This window comes from Halorhabdus tiamatea SARL4B, from assembly GCF_000470655.1.
In the GTDB taxonomy this organism is placed as follows: domain Archaea; phylum Halobacteriota; class Halobacteria; order Halobacteriales; family Haloarculaceae; genus Halorhabdus; species Halorhabdus tiamatea.
In genome coordinates this window covers 2,156,359-2,172,652 of sequence record NC_021921.1, presented here as the reverse complement: position 1 = coordinate 2,172,652, position 16,294 = coordinate 2,156,359, and the positions used below count along the sequence as shown (strand labels likewise).

The window sequence follows — 16,294 nt, the reverse complement described above, 5'->3', positions numbered from 1 at the left end:
CTCAGGCCCGCATCGCCAGCAAGACCAGTCCGCCGCCGACGAGAAACGCCGCCAGGACGGCGAGAGGCTGGCCACCGGTCGCAACGAGATAGGTCGTATAGACGAGGCCGATCGAGACGGCACCGACGAGCGTCGAAGCCGCCGCGTGGACGACGACCGATCGAACCACCACGGCGTCAGAGCCGAGTTGCTGGGCGGCGTTGATCGACTGCTCGCCGATATCCCACCCGAGTACGGCCCCCACAATTCCGACGAGCACCAGCCCAGCCGGGAGCGAAGCCGCCCCGGCGAGAACGCCGCCAGCCAGTTCCAGGAGGGTCCCGAGGCCAAGCACGCGTCGCGATCCGCGCGCAGTCCCGGCGACTGCGAGCACGCCGCCGACGAGTGCGAGCACGCCGGCTTCCGGCACGAGCGAAAGCGCGAGCGTCGCGACGGTGACCGCACCGCCGGTCAGGAGGACGGCGAATCGCGGCGGGCGGACGTCCTCGTCCATCAGGACCACCGCCGGCCGGCCGTCGTGAGTGCGAGTGCGAGCGATTCGTCGGCGTCCCAGTCGACCACACGGACGTCGGCACGCCGGAGCTTCGAGAGCCGGTTGTCCCGTTCGAGTCGGGCGAGCGTCCGGCCGGGCGTGCCGGTAGCCGTCGCGTCGGGGCTGATGACCGTGGCCGGATGGCCGGCCGCGTGGAGTTTCCGGACGACCGCGAGGACCTCGTCGTCGACCAGCGGCGAGAACACGATCAGCTGGCTGTCGGTCGAGAGTCGTTTCCGGAGGGCTGGCAGGTTGATGCGCCGGTAGTACGGGAGCGTCGGCGGTGACGGTGCGAAGGCGTCGTCGGTCGCGAGGACGTCCTGGAGGCGTGCGAGGTGGGTGTGTCCGGCCCCGGGGGCCAGCCAGCATTGCCGGGGCGAGAGCGCGGCCAGCCCAACCCGGTCGTCGGCAGCCGACAGCGCCGATGCGAGTTGAGCCGCCGCGAGGACGCTCCGGTCGACGGCCGAGGGGGAGTCGTCGTCGCTGGCGACGTACGCTTCCTTGCGGGCGTCGATCACCACGACGACCGTCGCCGAGCGCTCCTCGCGAAACTGCAAGGTCGCCAGGTCCTCACCGCGGGCCGCCCGGCTCCAGTCGATGCGCGTCAGCGGATCGCTGCTGCGGTACTCCCTGATCGAATGGAACTCCAGGCCACTCCCGGCGGTGTCGGTCAACACGCGCCCGACATCCATCGAGGCCTGTTTGCGAAGCGGGACCGACAGATCCAGCACCGTCGAGACGTCGTAGGTGACCGTCTGATCGCCCTCGACACCGACTGTCTCGACTGCTTCGAGCGTCCCCGGCAGGTTCCGCGAGACGACGAAGGCGTCCTCGAAAGTGTGACTCCCCCGGATACCAGCCACGGTGTAGGTATATTCCATCGTCGCGCCCGGCCGGAGTGCGGTCCCGTGGCGCGGACTGTCCGCCTCGATGGTGAGATCGGCCGGCACGCCGTCGACGACCCGGAGGTCTGAGAGGAGTTGCTCGCCGACGTTTTCGACTTCGACGGTGACGTCGACGGACTCGCCGGGGCGCGGATCGGCCGGCTGGAGTTCCCGTGAGATCCGCACGGCCGTCGACGGCGAGGACCCGGCGACCGCGTACGCACCGAGTCCCGAAAGGGCGGCCCCCACCAGAACCAGGCTGGCCTGACTCGTGAGAACACCGAGGCCGACGGTGGTCAGCGCGATCGCGGTGAGTCCGTTCCAGCGATCGGTCGCGTGGGTGCCCGGATCGGCCGGTTCGGTCCCTTCGGTGTCGGCCGTGGACTCGTCCCACGAGACGTCCTCGTCAGCGAGACGTCCCAGGGCCGCGATCGCGCTGCGGACCCGTCGCTGGAGGATCGACGTCCCGCTGACGAACGACGACACCCGATCGCGGACGCTGGTCGGTTCGTCGGCGAACAGCGCGACTGCGTCGGGATCGTCGCTCCAGGACCCGGCCGCGAGTTGCTCGTCGACAGCCCCGCCGTCCCCTTCGAGGACCGTCTCGGCCGCCGTCCGGATGCGGTCCTGTGCCGTCGTCCTGACCTGGAGTCGGCCAATGGCGTTCTGTGCGTCCGCAGCCAGCAACGCGTCGAAGTCCGCGCCCGGCACCGACACCGTCGTCCGGCGCTCGACGGGCGGGGTTCGGACAGTATCGACCGACGAGAGCAAGCGCTTGAACCACCGGCGGGCGGCGAAGACGATCAACAGGACGCCGACGCCCATCACGACCAGGTACTGGACCGAGAGCGACCGCCCGACGTCGGGCGAGAGCAACACGACGAATCCGGCGGCGACCACGAACACCCCGAGGACACTCAGGAACCGTCGCAGGCCGACCGCGGAGGCCTCGTCGACCTCGTCGTCGGGGCGTCGGGAGCGGTCGGTCGTCCGGCTCACGACTCATCACCGGCGTAGGTCGATTCGATCCGCCGCAGGGCGTCGGTCGCCTGGCGCTCTCGCGCCGCCGAGACGGGCGCGTCGCCGTACCGGACATCCTCGAACAGCCGCGTGAGTTCCTCGACGTCCCGCGGTGCCATCCCGGCCTCGATCGCGACGTCGGCGAACTCCCCTGGCGTCGTCGCCGCCCGATTGGGAACGTCGAGCGCGTCGGTCATGTCTACCCAGGCGCGATAGACCGCGTTCGACGTCGAGGTCGTCTCGTCTTGGATTTCCGCGGCCGCGCGACCGGCCGCGGCTCCGATGGGCGTGAGCGTCTCCGGCGTGGCGTCGTCCGCGACGTCGGCGTCCGGTTCGGACGGCCCCTCGTCGGTGGAGAGCCCGAACAGCACGACCAGGGCGAGCACCGCAACGACGGCGATAATCCCCAGAAGAAAGGCTGACGGTGGCGTCGACACGCCGACCTCGGGGGCGATGCCGTCGGCCCCGCCAGGGGGGCCAGCCCCGGCGTCCTGGCCGAAGCCGACGTCACTCCCGGGACCCGTCAGCGCGATGATCAGCTCCATGAGAAGCCAGAACCCGATACCGGCCGTGAGGACGGCGAGCACGACACTGAGCAGATCGCGGATAGAGAGGACGTACAGGGCAACCACGAACGTCAGTCCGAGCAGACCCAGCAGGGCCGTCTGTAACACGGGGCCGAGTTCCGGGAGCGGCTGTGGGTCCGGTTCGAGTGCGTCGTCGGCCTGGAACACCGCACTCGAGTCCCCGTCTTCGGAGACGAGACTCCCGCTCCCCTGTGCGGCAGGGTTCGCCAGCGTTCCGGCGGCGAACGTAAGCGCGAGCGCCCCCAGTACGCCGACGACCACCACCCCGACCGTCCGTCGATCGAGTTGCACTGCCGATGGGTAGTCGATGGACCAATGTGAGTGTTGTCCCCCCGACAACGGCCTGGATCACTCGGAAGAGACGACGGCGACGTCACCACGGCGGTCGACGTCGACTCGAAGAATACCCACGTGAGGAATATATAGGATCGTTCCGAACCAACGTCCATGGCCGAACCGGGACGTGAGATCGAGTACACTGTCGAAGACGTGGCAGGCGTCTTCGCCGAACGAACAGATTACGCCGAACCGCTGACTGCCGGCGACGTCGCCGACGCGCTCGGATGTTCACGCCGGACCGCGCTCAACAAACTCCACGAGCTCCAGGAGACCGCAGACGTGACCTCCAAGAAGGTCGGCGGTCGGAGCCGCGTGTGGTGGATCGCCGTTCACGTCGATGGATAGGGGGTGGGCCAGTCGGCACCTCAGAGGCGCATCCCCGCGATGACGAGGACGCCCCCACCCAGAAGCAACGCGAGTGCGGGCACGGGTTGGCCGTTGCCGGCCAGCCGGTACAGTCCGTAAACGCTGGCGAACAACAGTGTCCCGACGAGCGTCGCCCCGGCCGCGTGGACGACCAGCGGTCGGGTGCCACGACCGGCCACAGCCAATTGCTCGGCGACGGAGATTGCCTGTTCGCCGAGGTCCCAGGCGAGCAAGACTGCGAGGGACGCGGCGAGGACGAGTTCGAGCCGGAGCGCACCCAGTGCAGCCACGAGCACGCTACCGAACTGAACCGTGACACCGACCAGCAGGACGCCACGCGATCCCCGGGTGAGTCCAACGATCACCGCGCCGACGCCGATGATCGCCACCAGCCCCGCGATCGGGACCGGACTCGTCGCCACGACGACGAACACCGCGGCAGCGACAGCCGGCGCGACCGTCCGCCGCGGTGGCGTCTCCCGATCCGCCATCACGACCACCTCCGGGCGGCCGCCGAGAGCGCCAGCGCGAGCGGATCCGCCGGGTCCCAGTCGACGACGCGGACCCCGGCCTCCCGGAGTTTCGAGAGGCGGCGGTCGCGTTCGATCCGGGCCAGCGTCCGCCCCGGCGTCACGCCGCCCGTGGCGTCCGGGCTGACGACCGTCGCCGAATGGCCGCTGGCCTGGAGCTGGCGGACGACCGTGAGGAGCTCGTCGTCACAGACCGGCGAGAGGACGATCAGCTGGGCAACGCCCGGGAGTCGCTTGCGGATCGACGGGAGCCGGATCGCGGGCTTGAACGCCTGCTCGGGCGGTCGCGGGTCGAACGCGTCCGCGTTCGCGAGCGCCGCCTGCAGCCGGGTCAGATGAGCGTGACCGGAGCCTGGCGACACCCAGCACTGTCGAGGCGAGAGCGCGGCCAGGCCCACCTGATCGTCGCTGTCGAGCAGCGCCGAGGTGATCTCCGCCGCCGCGAGGACGCTCCGGTCGACGGCCGAGGGGGCGTCCGTCTCGGGGGCGACGTAGGCCTCCCGGCGCGCATCGACGAGAACCACGACCGTCGCCGAGCGCTCCTCACGGAACTGCAGGGTCGCCAGGCCCTCGCCGCGAGCCGCTCGGCTCCAGTCGATCCGGTTGAGCGGGTCGCCGGTCCGGTACTGTCTGACCGAGTGAAACTCGACGCCGCTGCCGCCGACGTCGGTGACCACGCGCCCGACGCTCCGGGACGTCTGGTCGCGTACTGGCACAGCGCGCTCCATAGCTCGCCTCACGTCGTACGTCACCGCCGCGTCACCCGCGACGGAAACGTCTTCGACGCGTTCGAGAGTCCCGGAAAAATTCCGGACCGAAAGGGCCGCGTCGCCGAACTCGTGACGGCCCCGGACGGACGTGACCCGATAGTCGTAGGTCGCTGTCGCGCCCGGCCGAAGCGCGGTTCCGTACCGGGGCGAGCCAGCCGTGACCGAGAGGCCCTCGGGAACCCGATCGACGACCCGGAGGTCGGGGACGAAGCGATTGCCCACGTTCTCGACCTCGATGGTCACCCGCACGGCCTCGCCGGGCGTCGGCTGGGTGGATTCGACTTGTCGGGTAATCCGAATCGAGGTCGACGGGGCGGAACCAGCCGCAGCAACGACGGCGACGCCGCCGACGAGCGCGCCCACGAGCAAGAGCGTCGCCGAGCCGAACACCGCGCCGATCCCGACGGCCGTAAGCCCCATCGGTTTGAGGAGTCGCCACCGATTGGTCGCCCGCAGCCCTGGCTGGGTCGGCGTGGGCACTGGTTCGTCCGCGGTCACGTCGAGTTCGATCGACGGCCGCTCGCCATCGTGGCGGTCGGCGAGAGCGGCGACGGCGGCCCTCACCTGGCGCTGAAACGCCGTCTCGCCTGTCCTGGCATCTCTCAATCGCTCGCGTAGCCCCGCACCGTCCTCGAATAGCGCGTCGACGGCGTCGTCGCTACCGGCCGACGTCCCCTCCGGGCCGGTACGATCGCGCCCGGACAGTTGCTCGGCCACCGACCGGAGTCGGTCGAGGACCGCCTCTCTGGCCCGGAGTCGGGTGATCGAGGAGACGCGCCGGTCGGCGATCGTCCGGTCGAACGCCCCACCCGGGACGGAAATCGACGCGCGACCCTCGACTGTGGGCAACGTTGCTGACTCGATCGACGTCAACGCGAGACCGATCCAGTAGCGGAGCGCCACCGCCAGGACGGCCACGCCGAGTACCGGCACGATCCCGTATTCCAGGGCCACGTCCGACGCGAGGGACGGTCGGACGATGATCGCGATGCCCCCGAGGACCGCAAGCAAGGCGATCGCGCCGCGGAGGCGTCCGACGTGTGGAAGACGCAGCTCGGATGTGGAAGACTCGTCCGACGTCATCGGTCCTCACCCGCGTAGGTCGCCTCGATATGTCGCAGCGCCGCCCGGGCGCGTTCGGCACGCTCCGGAGAAACGGGTGCGTCGCCGTACCGAACGTCCTCGAAGATCTGTGTGAGTTCCTCGACGTCTCCGGGAGCCATCCCGGCCGCGATCGCGACGTCGGCGAACTCGCCGGCAGTCGTCGTGTCCGGATCCGTCACGTCGAGTGGCTCCGTCATCTCGACCCAGGCCTCGTAGACGGCGTTGCTCGCCCCGACATCCGTCGTGTCGAGGGCGTCGGCCGCCCGACCGGCCGCTTGGCCGATCGCGCTGAGTCGGGCCTCGCCTGCGTTCCCGTCTGGACCCTCCCCAGGAGTGTCGATCGCCGCTTCGTCACCTGACCGCGCGTAGAGGAGGCCAGCGGTGACCACGACCACGAGAGCCCCAGCCCCGAGCAGATACGGCGAAACCCCGCCACCGCCCGGCGACGCCGACTCGCCGGTCGAAAGCGAGGGCACTGTCTCGTTGCCCACCGACAGATTTCCCGCGAAATCGAAGAGACGGCCCCCTCCAGCCCCGTCCAGCAGCCAGACCTGGCCGACGAAAAAGATCGCCGAAACGGCCAGCAGTAGCAAAATGCGGACCAACTCGTCCGTATCGAGGAGTGCGAGACTGCCGAGCAACAAGACGAGCGAGCCGACAGCCAAAACTGTCCAGAGCACGTCGAGATACAGCGGTGGAATCGGCAGATCGAGTGAGCCGCTGAAGATTTCGCCCGCCGGATCCTCGCCGATTCCGGGATCGGCCCATTCACCGTCAACGTCCTCCCCGACCGGGTCAGTCAGCGTCGCCGCCGAGAGAACGAGTCCGAGAACGCCGAGCACCCCGACGACGATGATACCCACCGTCCGGCGGTCTACCTGCATCGGCATGGCCTTCTGTTCGGAGCGGCATGAGCGTTACCACTTCGCACTGTGTGTTGTGATCGACATTCGCCGGCGAATGAAACGGACAAGCATGGACACACAGGTCATGAGGACAACTACCACACGATTATTTATCCCTAAATTCGGTTTACGCGCTGGACAGACGACGCCACAGCGAGACCGGAGCTGCCGACAGAGTCTGCCCACCCCTCACCAGCGGTGGTGGACATCTCGGAGACGAACTCCTCGTAAATGTCCCGCACTGCGCCGTGGGCCTCATGAGACAGCGGGTCCATCTCCGCGGCTTCAACGTTGTCCCGGATGTGCTCGGGCGAGGTCGCTTCAGGAATCACCGTGGAAACAGCGTCGTGACCCAGGATCCACCGCAGGGCCATCTGGGCCATCGTCATGTTCTCCGACGTGCTCTTCGAGGGTTCGTCCTGGCCGCGGTGCTACCACACCCACGCTCGACGACTGGCCGGCCCGACCGCTTCAGGCCTCGACCCACTTCACGTGACGGACGTCGTAACTCCCACACTCCGGGCACGCGTGGTACTGGACGGAAAACCGCGTTTCACAGGACAGACAGATGTAGGGTCGTGACCCTCCCGCCGCCGACCCCGATCGGTCCCTGCTGAAGACACCCATTGGAACCACACTTTGAATCCACAACCCGCCACCAAAAAACGATGCGATCGTTTATCCGGATAGATCGTATCCACGTCTGTCGATCGTCTCCGAGGGAAGTCAAAGCGGACAGCCACGGCCGCAAAACTCGATGGCGACAGAAACGCGCTGAATTGACCCCCTTCATGGACCAGTTCGATCCCAGTGATGAAAACGTACTTCCCGACTACCGCCGAGAGAGCTATCGTGTCACACCTCATCACCACGCAGGGGACGTTCGAGCGGGACGAGATCGACCTGCTATTGGCACACGAACACGTCTTCGTCGACCTCGGTCCGATGGCGGACGAAAACTGGAAGGACGCCCAAGCCGAGGCAGTGATCGATCGGATCGGCCCGGAGATCGAACGCGCGATAGACGCCGGGATCGACGCACTCGTCGAGTGTACGCCGGAGGGTGTCGGACGACGCGTCGACATCGACCTCGCGGTCTCTGAAGCGACGGACTTCCCGATCGTCGTCCCGACCGGGATCTACCAGGAACCGAACATCCCCCAGTGGGCCCGGGACATGAGCGTCGAGGATCTCACCGACTGGATGCTCGCGGAGTTGACCGAGGGGATCGACGACACCGGCGTTCGGGCAGCCTGGATCAAGGTGAGCACTGACGACGACGATCCCGAGGGGCTCTCGCCGGACGAGGAAAAGATCCTCCGGGCCGCGGCGCGGGCCGGCGCCGAGACGGGTGCGGTAATCGGCAGCCACACGCTGCACGGCGATGTCGTCGACCAGCAACTCGATATCATCAAAGCCGAAGGGTACGACCCGTCGCGGTTCATCTGGATCCACGCCCAGGCCGAGGCGGACCGCGACTCCCACGAGCGCGCGGCAGAGCGCGGTGCGTTCGTCGAGTACGACTGGATCGGCGGTGACGACCAGGACGACCAGACCTACATCGACCTCGTCGCACACATGACCGAGCGCGGGTACACCGATCGCGTTCTGTTGAGCCAGGACCGGGGCTACTACGACCCGAGTGAGCCGGACGGCGGCGACATCGACCCCTATACCTACATCGTCGAGTCATTCCTGCCGAAACTCCGCGCGTCCAGCGTCGACGACGCCGCTATCGAGACGATCGTCCACGAAAACCCCTTCGACGCCTACAGCCGGTGAATACACACGCGACGCCCGTGAGTGTCGCGAGAAGTCACTCGGGGCTCACGATGTTCGCCGCTCCACAAAACCGAGGCTTCTCTCCGCTCGGAAGAAGTCTGCTCGCGGCTGGGCCGCTCGCTAGTCGAGACTCTCACGAGGTTCGAGTCTCGCAGTCCGCCCTCCCCGATTTGAACAGATGAGAGACGTTCCGGGCCTGCGGCGCTACGCGCCGTTCCGGGGCTGCGACTTCCAGGCTCAAATCGGGTCGTGGGAAACTCGATAGACGCCGCTGGCTCACTTCGTTCGTAGTCGGCGTCAGAACGAGTCCGCCCTCCCCGATTTGAACGGGGGACAAGTCGATCTACAGTCGACTGCTCTACCAGTCTGAGCTAAGGGCGGGCGCACCTACATCTTGGTCGGGTGTCGGACTTAACGGTTGCCATTCGGAACGAAACCCAGACCCGACAGCCCCGCCCAGACGGGGATGACGCGCGTCAGACATTCACGAAGATTAAAGTAGGATGGCTGACAACGGGTATGACAGGCCGTATGAGCAAGATCACGTTCCGCGCTGACGACGACCTCGTCGCGCAACTGGAAGCGTTCGACGCATCCAAGAGCGAGGTCATGCGCGAGGCACTCCGGACGTACCTCGAAGATGCGGACGGAGAACCGTCCGAATCAACGCCGGAACCGACGAGCGCCGAGGAGAGCCTCGACGACCTCATCGTGGAACGTGTCGACGCAGTACTCGCCGAGCGACTGGGCGAGCGCAGGCGACCCCAGCCACAGGACGTCAACGTGAACATCTCGCTGGAAGACGCCGTCGCAACCACCTCGACGCCATCCAAGACAGCGTCGGACGAGACAGAGCCGACGGACGCCGTCACCGAACGTTCCACCGAGCGAACGTGCTCACAATGTGGCGAGACAGTGGCCGACGACCACGTCTACTGCCCTAACTGCGGCGAGAAGACCGCTCGACGTGTCTTCTGTGAGTGCGGCGACGAACTCCGCTCGGACTGGTCGTTCTGCCCCAGCTGTGGCAGACGGACGGCAGCGGCTGACGTCCTCGATCAGTAAGCCCGCGTAAACGCCGTCTCTACGGCGTTTACGCGCGTTCACGCCCGAGTGTCTTACACTCGGGGAAACTTTTATAATGATTCAGTCTGTGGTACGGTATGCGTAAGACGGGTCGTCTTACACCGTGGCGGTTCGCTCGCCACCGGCCGCCGTCTGGCGGTTCGATCGTGTAAGACAGGCACACGTGCCGCATCCCCGTCTTACCCAAAGGGGAACGATAAAAACATGGAGCGTGTGACACTACGGATTCCGAAGCAACAGATCGAGGAGGTCGAGCGGATGGTCGAAACGGGGGAGTACCCCAACCGGAGCGAGGCGATCCGGGCGGCCGTCCGAGATATGCTCGCCGAGCAGGACACGGCAAAAGAACGTCCGTCCGAGAAGCGCAAGCGCCGGACGTGGGCGAAGGTGTAGACTATGCAGGATATAGTCAACTCCGCCCTGAAACACGAGGAGGAAGAACAGCGCGAGATGGACGCAGAGAGTGACGAGTTCGGCGACCCGCGGATCGTGATCGTCGGCTGTGGCGGTGCGGGTAACAACACGGTCAATCGCCTCTACAACATCGGCGTCGACGGCGCGGACACGATCGCGCTGAACACCGACAAACAACACCTCAAGATGATCGAAGCCGACACGAAGATCCTCGTCGGCAAGTCCCTGACTAATGGGCTCGGGGCGGGCGGCGACCCCTCGATGGGCGAGCGCGCCACCGAGATGGCCCAGGGCACGATCAAGGAAGTACTGGGCGACGCCGATCTCGTGTTCGTGACGGCGGGCATGGGCGGCGGGACCGGGACCGGCGCGGCCCCCGTCGTCTCGAAGATCGCCAAGGAGCAGGGCGCAATCGTCGTCGGCATGGTCTCGACGCCGTTCAACGTCGAGCGCGCACGGACGGTCAAGGCCGAGGAGGGGCTCGAAAACCTCCGCAACGAGGCCGACTCGATCATCGTCCTCGACAACAACCGCCTGCTGGATTACGTCCCGAACCTCCCGATCGGCAAGGCCTTCTCGGTGATGGATCAGATCATCGCCGAGACGGTCAAGGGGATCAGCGAGACGATCACCCAGCCCAGCCTGATCAACCTGGACTACGCGGACATGTCCGCGATCATGAACCAGGGTGGCGTGGCAGTGATGCTCGTCGGCGAGACCCAGGACAAGAACAAGACCCAAGAGGTGGTCAGCGACGCGATGAACCATCCGCTGCTCGACGTCGACTACCGCGGCGCGAGCGGCGGACTGGTCCACATCACCGGGGGACCGGATCTCACCCTCGACGAGGCAGAGGGCATCGCGAGCAACATCACCGACCGTCTGGAGGCCAACGCCAACGTCATCTGGGGCGCGCGCATCGAGGACGACTACAAGGGGAAGGTGCGGGTCATGGCGATCATGACCGGCGTCCAGTCCGCACAGGTTCTCGGTCCGACGACCCAGAAGCAGGCCAACAAGTCCCGCGCGGCGATCGACGGCGAAGACATAGGCGAGGAGGCCTTCGACGCGAGCGCGAACGTGGACACCGAGATCGGAACCGGACAGCGCAACTTCGGCGAGACTGACGGCGGCCGCAGCGAAGTCGAGAAGAACAACGGACTCGACGTCATCCGGACGGACTGAGTCCAACCGTTTCTCCGTCTCTCTCAGGCCGCAAGAGCACTCAGCAACTGGCACTTCCGACATCGATCGCCCGACGTCGGCGCACCGCAGGTGTCACACGCGTCGTACGCACCGTCATCAGTGTCGACGCGTTCGGCCGCATATCGCGCCAACTGCTCGTAGCCGGCCATGATCGAGTGGCGCGTCCCTGGATGGGCTTCCTCCATCGAATAGAGCAACTCCTGGATCTCGCCGCGGTAGGCCTCCTCGGCATGGGGACACTCGGTGATGTGTGCCGGCAGGTCGGCCAGGCGGGCGTATAGCGCGACCTCCTTCTCCGGAACGTCCCGCAGCGGCTTGGCACGCGGCACGTGCTTGTCAGTCAGCGATCGCTCGGGCATGGGTCCGAGACTGGCGTCGAAGTGCTTGGCCATCTGGTCGACGTCGCCCTCGAAGAAGTTCATGAGTGCCGTCTCGGCCTCGTCGTCGAGGTTGTGGCCGGTCAACAGCAGGTCGGCGTCGTACTCGTCGGCGTACCGCGAGAGAAGGTCCCGGCGGAACACGCCACAATAGGCACAGGCCGCCATGTTCTCTGGGTCGTCCTCGACGACATCGTCCATCCGGACGCCGAACTCCTCGCTGTAGCTGACAGTCTCGTGGCGGAGGGCGAGGTCGTCGGTGAGCGCCTCGGCGGCGTCGAGGCTCTCGTCGCGGTACCCCTCGATTCCTTCGTGGATAGAAAGGGCGACGAGTTCGATCCGTGGGTCCTCGGCGAAGGTTTCGGCCAGGAGTTGGGTGAGCACGACGCTATCCTTCCCGCCCGAGAGGCCGATCAGCCACGTCACCGGGTCCTCGGGCGTCGCGTCACGGGGGACGAGGCCGTCCTCGCGGATCCGCCGACGCATCCGTTTCTCGACCGAGCGGCGAAAGTGCGTCGCACAGAGATGGGCCCCGGAGTAGGCCGCGTGCATGACCGCATCCTCACCGCACCTATCGCAATCCATTCGCTCCCGGGTAGCGGAGGGGCACGGTTGACCGTTACGGCTCTAACGCGCCGGCCCCGGACTCGATCGCCACCAGCACGAGCGGGAGGTACTCTTCGCGTCCCGGTGAGGAGAACAGTTCGTGCCCGCCGTCGTATGGGACCCGATTGTCCGCCGGCGCGCGTTCCTGTATCGCCGCCGGGCTGACGACCCGATCGTCGGGAGAGAAGAAGACGACGCTATCCGATCGGAACGGCGGTAACGACGCCTGAGCACGTCTGACTTCCCGGAGAAACGTCGGTGCGATGGCGTCGGGACCGTCGGCCAGTTGGTCCCCAGAAGCGAGCGTCCCGATGGCCTCGGCGTCGATTCCCGTCGGGAAGAGCGGACGGGCGATCGGGAGACGGGCGAACAACCTCGCGAGGAGTCCGTCCTGGTCCTCGTGGATCCCCCACCATGGACTGAGGTAGACGCGGGTGTCCGGCCCAGTGAGGAACGCGCCGATGAGCCCACCCGTGCTGTGGGTGAGGAGGCGATACGACGACAGCGTCGCGACGTACTCGGCGACCGGCTGGCGGTACTCGGCGTCGAAGTCAGTGATCGTCGTCGGGATCTCGATTGCGTGGACGCGATACCCAGCCTCGACGAGGCGGTCGATCAGCCAGCGGACGGTCTCGTGTTCGGGCTTGTTCCCCCACCCGAGGACGAACACGAGGTCAGCTCCCGTCCCGTAACTCTCCGTGTGCATGGTTCACAATCGTGGACTGTCGGCAAAAAGCCTGCGCGGGGCAACCGTTTTCGCGCCGCGAGCGGTAGCCCCGCTGATGACGGAACTCGACCGCGAGGCGGCCGTCGATCGTCTCGAAACCTTGCTTGAGACGATCGAGGACGAGACGATGCCCGTCCCCGTCCGGGAAGTCTGGGTCTACGGGGATCTCGCGCTCGGCGTCGATCCGGTCGAGCGCCTCGATGTCTATCTCACGAAGGACCTGCTGTTCGGCCGGGCCGACGAACGTGCGGCCGAACTGAACGACCGTTTCGGCGTCGAGGGGATCGGCGAGACGGTCCGCACCGAGTGGGCGCGCGAGCACCCCGACGCAGTGCGGGCGAACCCGAGTGGCCACGTCGCCCCGGAGAAGTGTCTCGGGGCCCACCTCTTCGGCGAGGACGAACCGATCCACCTCGAGGTCTGTAACGCCTCCTTCGAGGACAACGTCACCCAGCGACTCGAGGGTGCACTCGCTCGGGAGTCCTACGAAAACATCCTCGATCCCCGAGGGGTCTGCCTGTGGATCGACGGCGAACGGTCCGGTGACGCGTTCACCAAACTCCGGGATGGTGAGTATGTCTTCCCGCCGCTTTCGGGCGCACTCGAGATGCTCGGAGCCGAAGAGAGCGTCGCACGGGAGGCTGCAGACGCCGTCGAGACCTACCGGGAACGCCAGGACGGCGTCAGCGTGCGTGGCGACGTCGTCTGAGTGGGCGACAGCTGTGGTCCGCCCTCAGACCTGTCCCACCGCGACGTAGAACGGGACGGTTTCGGTCCGCTCGTAGGTCCGCTCGGCCATCTGTTCGATCACGTCCCGTCCCATTTGCCGCCAGCGCTGTCTGAGAGAGTCGTATCCATCGGCTGTCAACCCGCCGTCGAGCATCGTCTCACGATCGGTTGCGAGCCCGTCACCGCTGGCCTTTCGACGGGCGGATTCGACGTCGGCCTCGTCGTACGGGGGCGAGATGGTGCGGTCGTGATCGTATCGTGTGACCTCGATCGAATCCAGGCCGGCGTCGGCAAGGATCGACTCCGCGTCCGACCCGAGCGTGACGTCGGTGTCGACGCCGGCGAGGTAGTGCTCGCGGGCTTGACCAGCGAGTGCCGATTCACCGCCGACGGTCGAGTCGACCGTCACGCTCCCGTTGTCCGGTTCGATCACCGCGACGCCGTCCCGGGAGACACGGGCGAACTCCCGAAGGGCGTCGACGGGTTCAGGCAGATTGATCAGGAGTGCCTGACAGATCACCAGATCGAAGGTGTCCTCGGGAAAGGGGAGTCGGAACGCGTCACCGACGACCGTCGGCCCCTCCACGTGGTCGAGGAGCTTCGGATCCGCATCGACAGCGACGACGTCCCCCGCAGCTTCCGCCCGGAGAACCCTGGTGAGCGCCCCCGTGCCGCTGCCGACGTCGAGCACCCGTTCGCGAGTCGACAGATCGAGAGGGGAAAGCGCTCCATGAGAGTCCATCCACATGCCGCGGCGAGTGTGCGTGAGGTACTCGGCGTCGAACCGGCGCATACCCGCGATAGCCGACGGGCGTCCAAAAGGTGGTCGATCCGCAGTGCGATGACGCCGTCTTCAGGCCTCACAGAGTTCCCGCGCTCGCTCGACGTTCCAGGCGAAGCCCCGGCCGTCCTCGGTCGGCGTCTCCAGAACGAACGGCAACTCCCGCAAGGCGTCGTGAGTGACGACGGCCGCGATGCCGGCCTCGCCGATCTCGCCCTCGCCGAGGTGGGCGTGTTCGTCCTTGTTCGTCCCGCAGGCGTGTTTCGAGTCGTTGAGGTGGAGACATTCCAGGTGGTCCAGGCCCACCTTCCCGTCGAATTCGGCGACGGTCTCCGCGACCGCGTCGGGCGTCGAAAGGTCGTACCCCGCAGCGAAGAGGTGGGCGGTGTCGAGACAGACACCGAGGTCCTGCTCGCTCGCGTCCAGGACTGTCGCGAGGTGCTCGAAGTCGTCACCGAGCTTCGTCCCGCTGCCGGCGTCCGACTCGATGAGGACGGTCACGTCCTCGGGAACGTCAAGTTCGTCGAGCGCGCTGGCGGCATTCGCCAGCCCCTGTTCGACGCCCGCGCCCGTGTGGGCCCCGAGGTGGACGTTGACGTACTCGATGTCGAGTGTCGCCGCGGCGTCGACCTCCTCTTGGAGACTCGCGATCGACTTCTCCCGGAGGTCGTCCTTGGGCGTACAGAGGTTGACCAGATACGAGGCATGGATCACCCACGGCCCGACGTCGGCCTCGACCGATCGGTCGCGAAACGCCTCGGCCTCGCTGTCCTCGATCGACGGTTCCTGCCAGACCTGCGGTGAGTGTGAGAAGATCTGACCGCAGTTGCCGTCGTACTCGACCTGTTCCTCGACGGCGTTGGAAACGCCGCCGGCGATGGAGGTGTGAGCCCCGATTTGCATGTTTCGACCCTCGGCCCTGCCGGACATAGGCGCTTCGACAGTGACAACACCCCCGGATTGGCAGTTTGAGAAATCTACAAGCGAAATCAGGGGGTGAACGACGTGGTTGAATGGTGAAACTAGAGTCTACGGTGCTGGCGAGCCAGTCATCAAAAAATAGTTATAGTCCGGCCAAATACAATCCAGTACTCAACTCCATCAGCTGGGGCGGTGTCTGTTCGCGCTCCACAAAATCTAATTCGATCCACTCACTACTGCTTGCTGCTGAGATGGGTGATTTCGGCCAAAGACCATCCGAAAATTTTCCTGCCTCACTTTTCACGCATAACTAAACACCACCAAAATAAGTTGATTTGTGTTTTTCTCGGCGATGGAGAGTCGATCTCAAATGCTTGCGGGCGTGATTATCGGAGAAGTGTGGGAAATTGCGTGGATTCTGCGCTACTGAATAGCGTCGCCACTCAAGCGGTGGACTCAGCGAGGGCTTAGCCGATTAGTCTAGCGGAATCAGCACAGATGCAATGAGCTCAAAATATTCATCTGCGGCCAACACAGACGCGCAATCCACTTTTCCGTTGATGCTACTTCAACAGAAAGTCGGTGAACTACCGGTAGCTGGATGGAATCACTGCTTGGCCACTTCAAA

General features: G+C 66.0%; 16 protein-coding genes, 1 tRNA gene and 2 pseudogenes. 6 read left to right on the top strand and 13 right to left on the bottom strand.

All coding sequences use genetic code 11. From position 1 onward, the window contains the following. Nucleotide 1 precedes the first annotated feature (1 nt). The 3 genes from HTIA_RS10650 to HTIA_RS10640 are packed head-to-tail and all read right to left on the bottom strand — an operon-like array spanning nucleotide 2 to nucleotide 3,314. Entirely contained in the window at nucleotides 2–493 is a 492-nt protein-coding gene (locus HTIA_RS10650) for a DUF7519 family protein (protein ID WP_008525931.1), read from the bottom strand. Beyond that, nucleotides 493–2,415 (bottom strand): DUF58 domain-containing protein, encoded by a 1,923-nt coding sequence (locus tag HTIA_RS10645; RefSeq protein WP_008525932.1) that lies wholly within the window; start codon nucleotides 2,413–2,415, stop codon nucleotides 493–495. Before HTIA_RS10645 ends, HTIA_RS10650 begins: the two co-directional genes overlap by 1 nt. Beyond that, nucleotides 2,412–3,314, bottom strand: a complete 903-nt coding sequence (locus tag HTIA_RS10640) for a DUF4129 domain-containing protein (protein WP_008525935.1) — start codon at nucleotides 3,312–3,314, stop codon at nucleotides 2,412–2,414. The genes HTIA_RS10645 and HTIA_RS10640 overlap by 4 nt, the downstream gene beginning before the upstream one ends. 156 nt (nucleotides 3,315–3,470) lie before the next feature. Between HTIA_RS10640 and HTIA_RS10635 the strand changes: the two genes are divergently transcribed. After that, nucleotides 3,471–3,707 carry a helix-turn-helix domain-containing protein gene (locus HTIA_RS10635; protein WP_008525937.1) on the top strand — a complete coding sequence of 79 codons (237 nt, stop codon included), beginning with the start codon at nucleotides 3,471–3,473 and terminating at the stop codon, nucleotides 3,705–3,707. A 20-nt stretch (nucleotides 3,708–3,727) separates the two neighbouring features. Here HTIA_RS10635 and HTIA_RS10630 read toward each other — a convergent pair whose 3' ends face one another. The 4 genes and pseudogenes from HTIA_RS10630 to HTIA_RS10615 form a co-directional block, all read right to left on the bottom strand. Next, nucleotides 3,728–4,219 carry a DUF7519 family protein gene (locus HTIA_RS10630; RefSeq protein WP_008525939.1) on the bottom strand — a complete coding sequence of 164 codons (492 nt, stop codon included), beginning with the start codon at nucleotides 4,217–4,219 and terminating at the stop codon, nucleotides 3,728–3,730. Continuing rightward, entirely contained in the window at nucleotides 4,219–6,111 is a 1,893-nt protein-coding gene (locus HTIA_RS15915; protein WP_008525941.1) for a DUF58 domain-containing protein, read from the bottom strand. Before HTIA_RS15915 ends, HTIA_RS10630 begins: the two co-directional genes overlap by 1 nt. Further along, entirely contained in the window at nucleotides 6,108–7,016 is a 909-nt protein-coding gene (locus HTIA_RS10620; RefSeq protein WP_148290952.1) for a DUF4129 domain-containing protein, read from the bottom strand. Before HTIA_RS10620 ends, HTIA_RS15915 begins: the two co-directional genes overlap by 4 nt. A 210-nt stretch (nucleotides 7,017–7,226) precedes the next feature. Next, nucleotides 7,227–7,432, bottom strand: a pseudogene (locus HTIA_RS10615) (aldo/keto reductase); the annotation flags it as partial. Nucleotides 7,433–7,889: 457 nt separating this feature from the next. Here HTIA_RS10615 and HTIA_RS10610 point away from each other — a divergent pair. Then, the gene (locus HTIA_RS10610; protein ID WP_049816610.1) at nucleotides 7,890–8,819 is read left to right on the top strand and encodes a phosphotriesterase family protein; all 930 of its coding nucleotides are present in this window, start codon (nucleotides 7,890–7,892) and stop codon (nucleotides 8,817–8,819) included. A 307-nt stretch (nucleotides 8,820–9,126) separates the two neighbouring features. Here HTIA_RS10610 and HTIA_RS10605 read toward each other — a convergent pair. Beyond that, nucleotides 9,127–9,200 (bottom strand) — tRNA-Tyr (locus HTIA_RS10605). Nucleotides 9,201–9,350: 150 nt separating this feature from the next. On the opposite strand from HTIA_RS10605, the gene HTIA_RS10600 reads away from it, so the two are divergent. The 3 genes from HTIA_RS10600 to ftsZ all read left to right on the top strand — a co-directional run bounded on the left by HTIA_RS10600 (nucleotide 9,351) and on the right by ftsZ (nucleotide 11,504). Further along, entirely contained in the window at nucleotides 9,351–9,884 is a 534-nt protein-coding gene (locus HTIA_RS10600) for a double zinc ribbon domain-containing protein (RefSeq protein WP_008525946.1), read from the top strand. A gap of 225 nt (nucleotides 9,885–10,109) precedes the next feature. After that, nucleotides 10,110–10,298: a ribbon-helix-helix domain-containing protein gene (locus tag HTIA_RS10595; protein WP_008525947.1), complete on the top strand. Its 189-nt coding sequence runs from the start codon at nucleotides 10,110–10,112 to the stop codon at nucleotides 10,296–10,298. Nucleotides 10,299–10,301: 3 nt separating this feature from the next. Then, complete coding sequence (ftsZ, locus tag HTIA_RS10590; protein WP_008525948.1) at nucleotides 10,302–11,504, top strand: cell division protein FtsZ; 1,203 nt, start codon at nucleotides 10,302–10,304, stop codon at nucleotides 11,502–11,504. Between the two features lie 23 nt (nucleotides 11,505–11,527). Here ftsZ and ncsA read toward each other — a convergent pair whose 3' ends face one another. Together ncsA and HTIA_RS10580 are read right to left on the bottom strand one after the other, a co-directional pair. Beyond that, nucleotides 11,528–12,487 carry a tRNA 2-thiolation protein NcsA gene (ncsA, locus tag HTIA_RS10585; RefSeq protein ID WP_008525949.1) on the bottom strand — a complete coding sequence of 320 codons (960 nt, stop codon included), beginning with the start codon at nucleotides 12,485–12,487 and terminating at the stop codon, nucleotides 11,528–11,530. Between the two features lie 34 nt (nucleotides 12,488–12,521). After that, the gene (locus tag HTIA_RS10580; protein WP_008525950.1) at nucleotides 12,522–13,214 is read right to left on the bottom strand and encodes an alpha/beta fold hydrolase; all 693 of its coding nucleotides are present in this window, start codon (nucleotides 13,212–13,214) and stop codon (nucleotides 12,522–12,524) included. Between the two features lie 76 nt (nucleotides 13,215–13,290). On the opposite strand from HTIA_RS10580, the gene HTIA_RS10575 reads away from it, so the two are divergent. Further along, the gene (locus HTIA_RS10575; RefSeq protein WP_008525951.1) at nucleotides 13,291–13,944 is read left to right on the top strand and encodes a DUF7095 family protein; all 654 of its coding nucleotides are present in this window, start codon (nucleotides 13,291–13,293) and stop codon (nucleotides 13,942–13,944) included. 24 nt (nucleotides 13,945–13,968) lie between these two features. Here the strand turns inward: HTIA_RS10575 and HTIA_RS10570 are convergent, their stop codons facing one another. The 3 genes and pseudogenes from HTIA_RS10570 to HTIA_RS16400 form a co-directional block, all read right to left on the bottom strand. After that, on the bottom strand, nucleotides 13,969–14,757 hold the full coding sequence (locus HTIA_RS10570; RefSeq protein WP_008525952.1) for a class I SAM-dependent methyltransferase: 789 nt from the start codon (nucleotides 14,755–14,757) through the stop codon (nucleotides 13,969–13,971). Nucleotides 14,758–14,817: 60 nt separating this feature from the next. Then, entirely contained in the window at nucleotides 14,818–15,648 is an 831-nt protein-coding gene (locus HTIA_RS10565) for a deoxyribonuclease IV (RefSeq protein ID WP_008525953.1), read from the bottom strand. Between the two features lie 163 nt (nucleotides 15,649–15,811). Next, a pseudogene (locus HTIA_RS16400) lies at nucleotides 15,812–15,919 on the bottom strand (IS6 family transposase); the annotation flags it as partial. Between the last annotated feature and the right edge of the window lie 375 nt (nucleotides 15,920–16,294).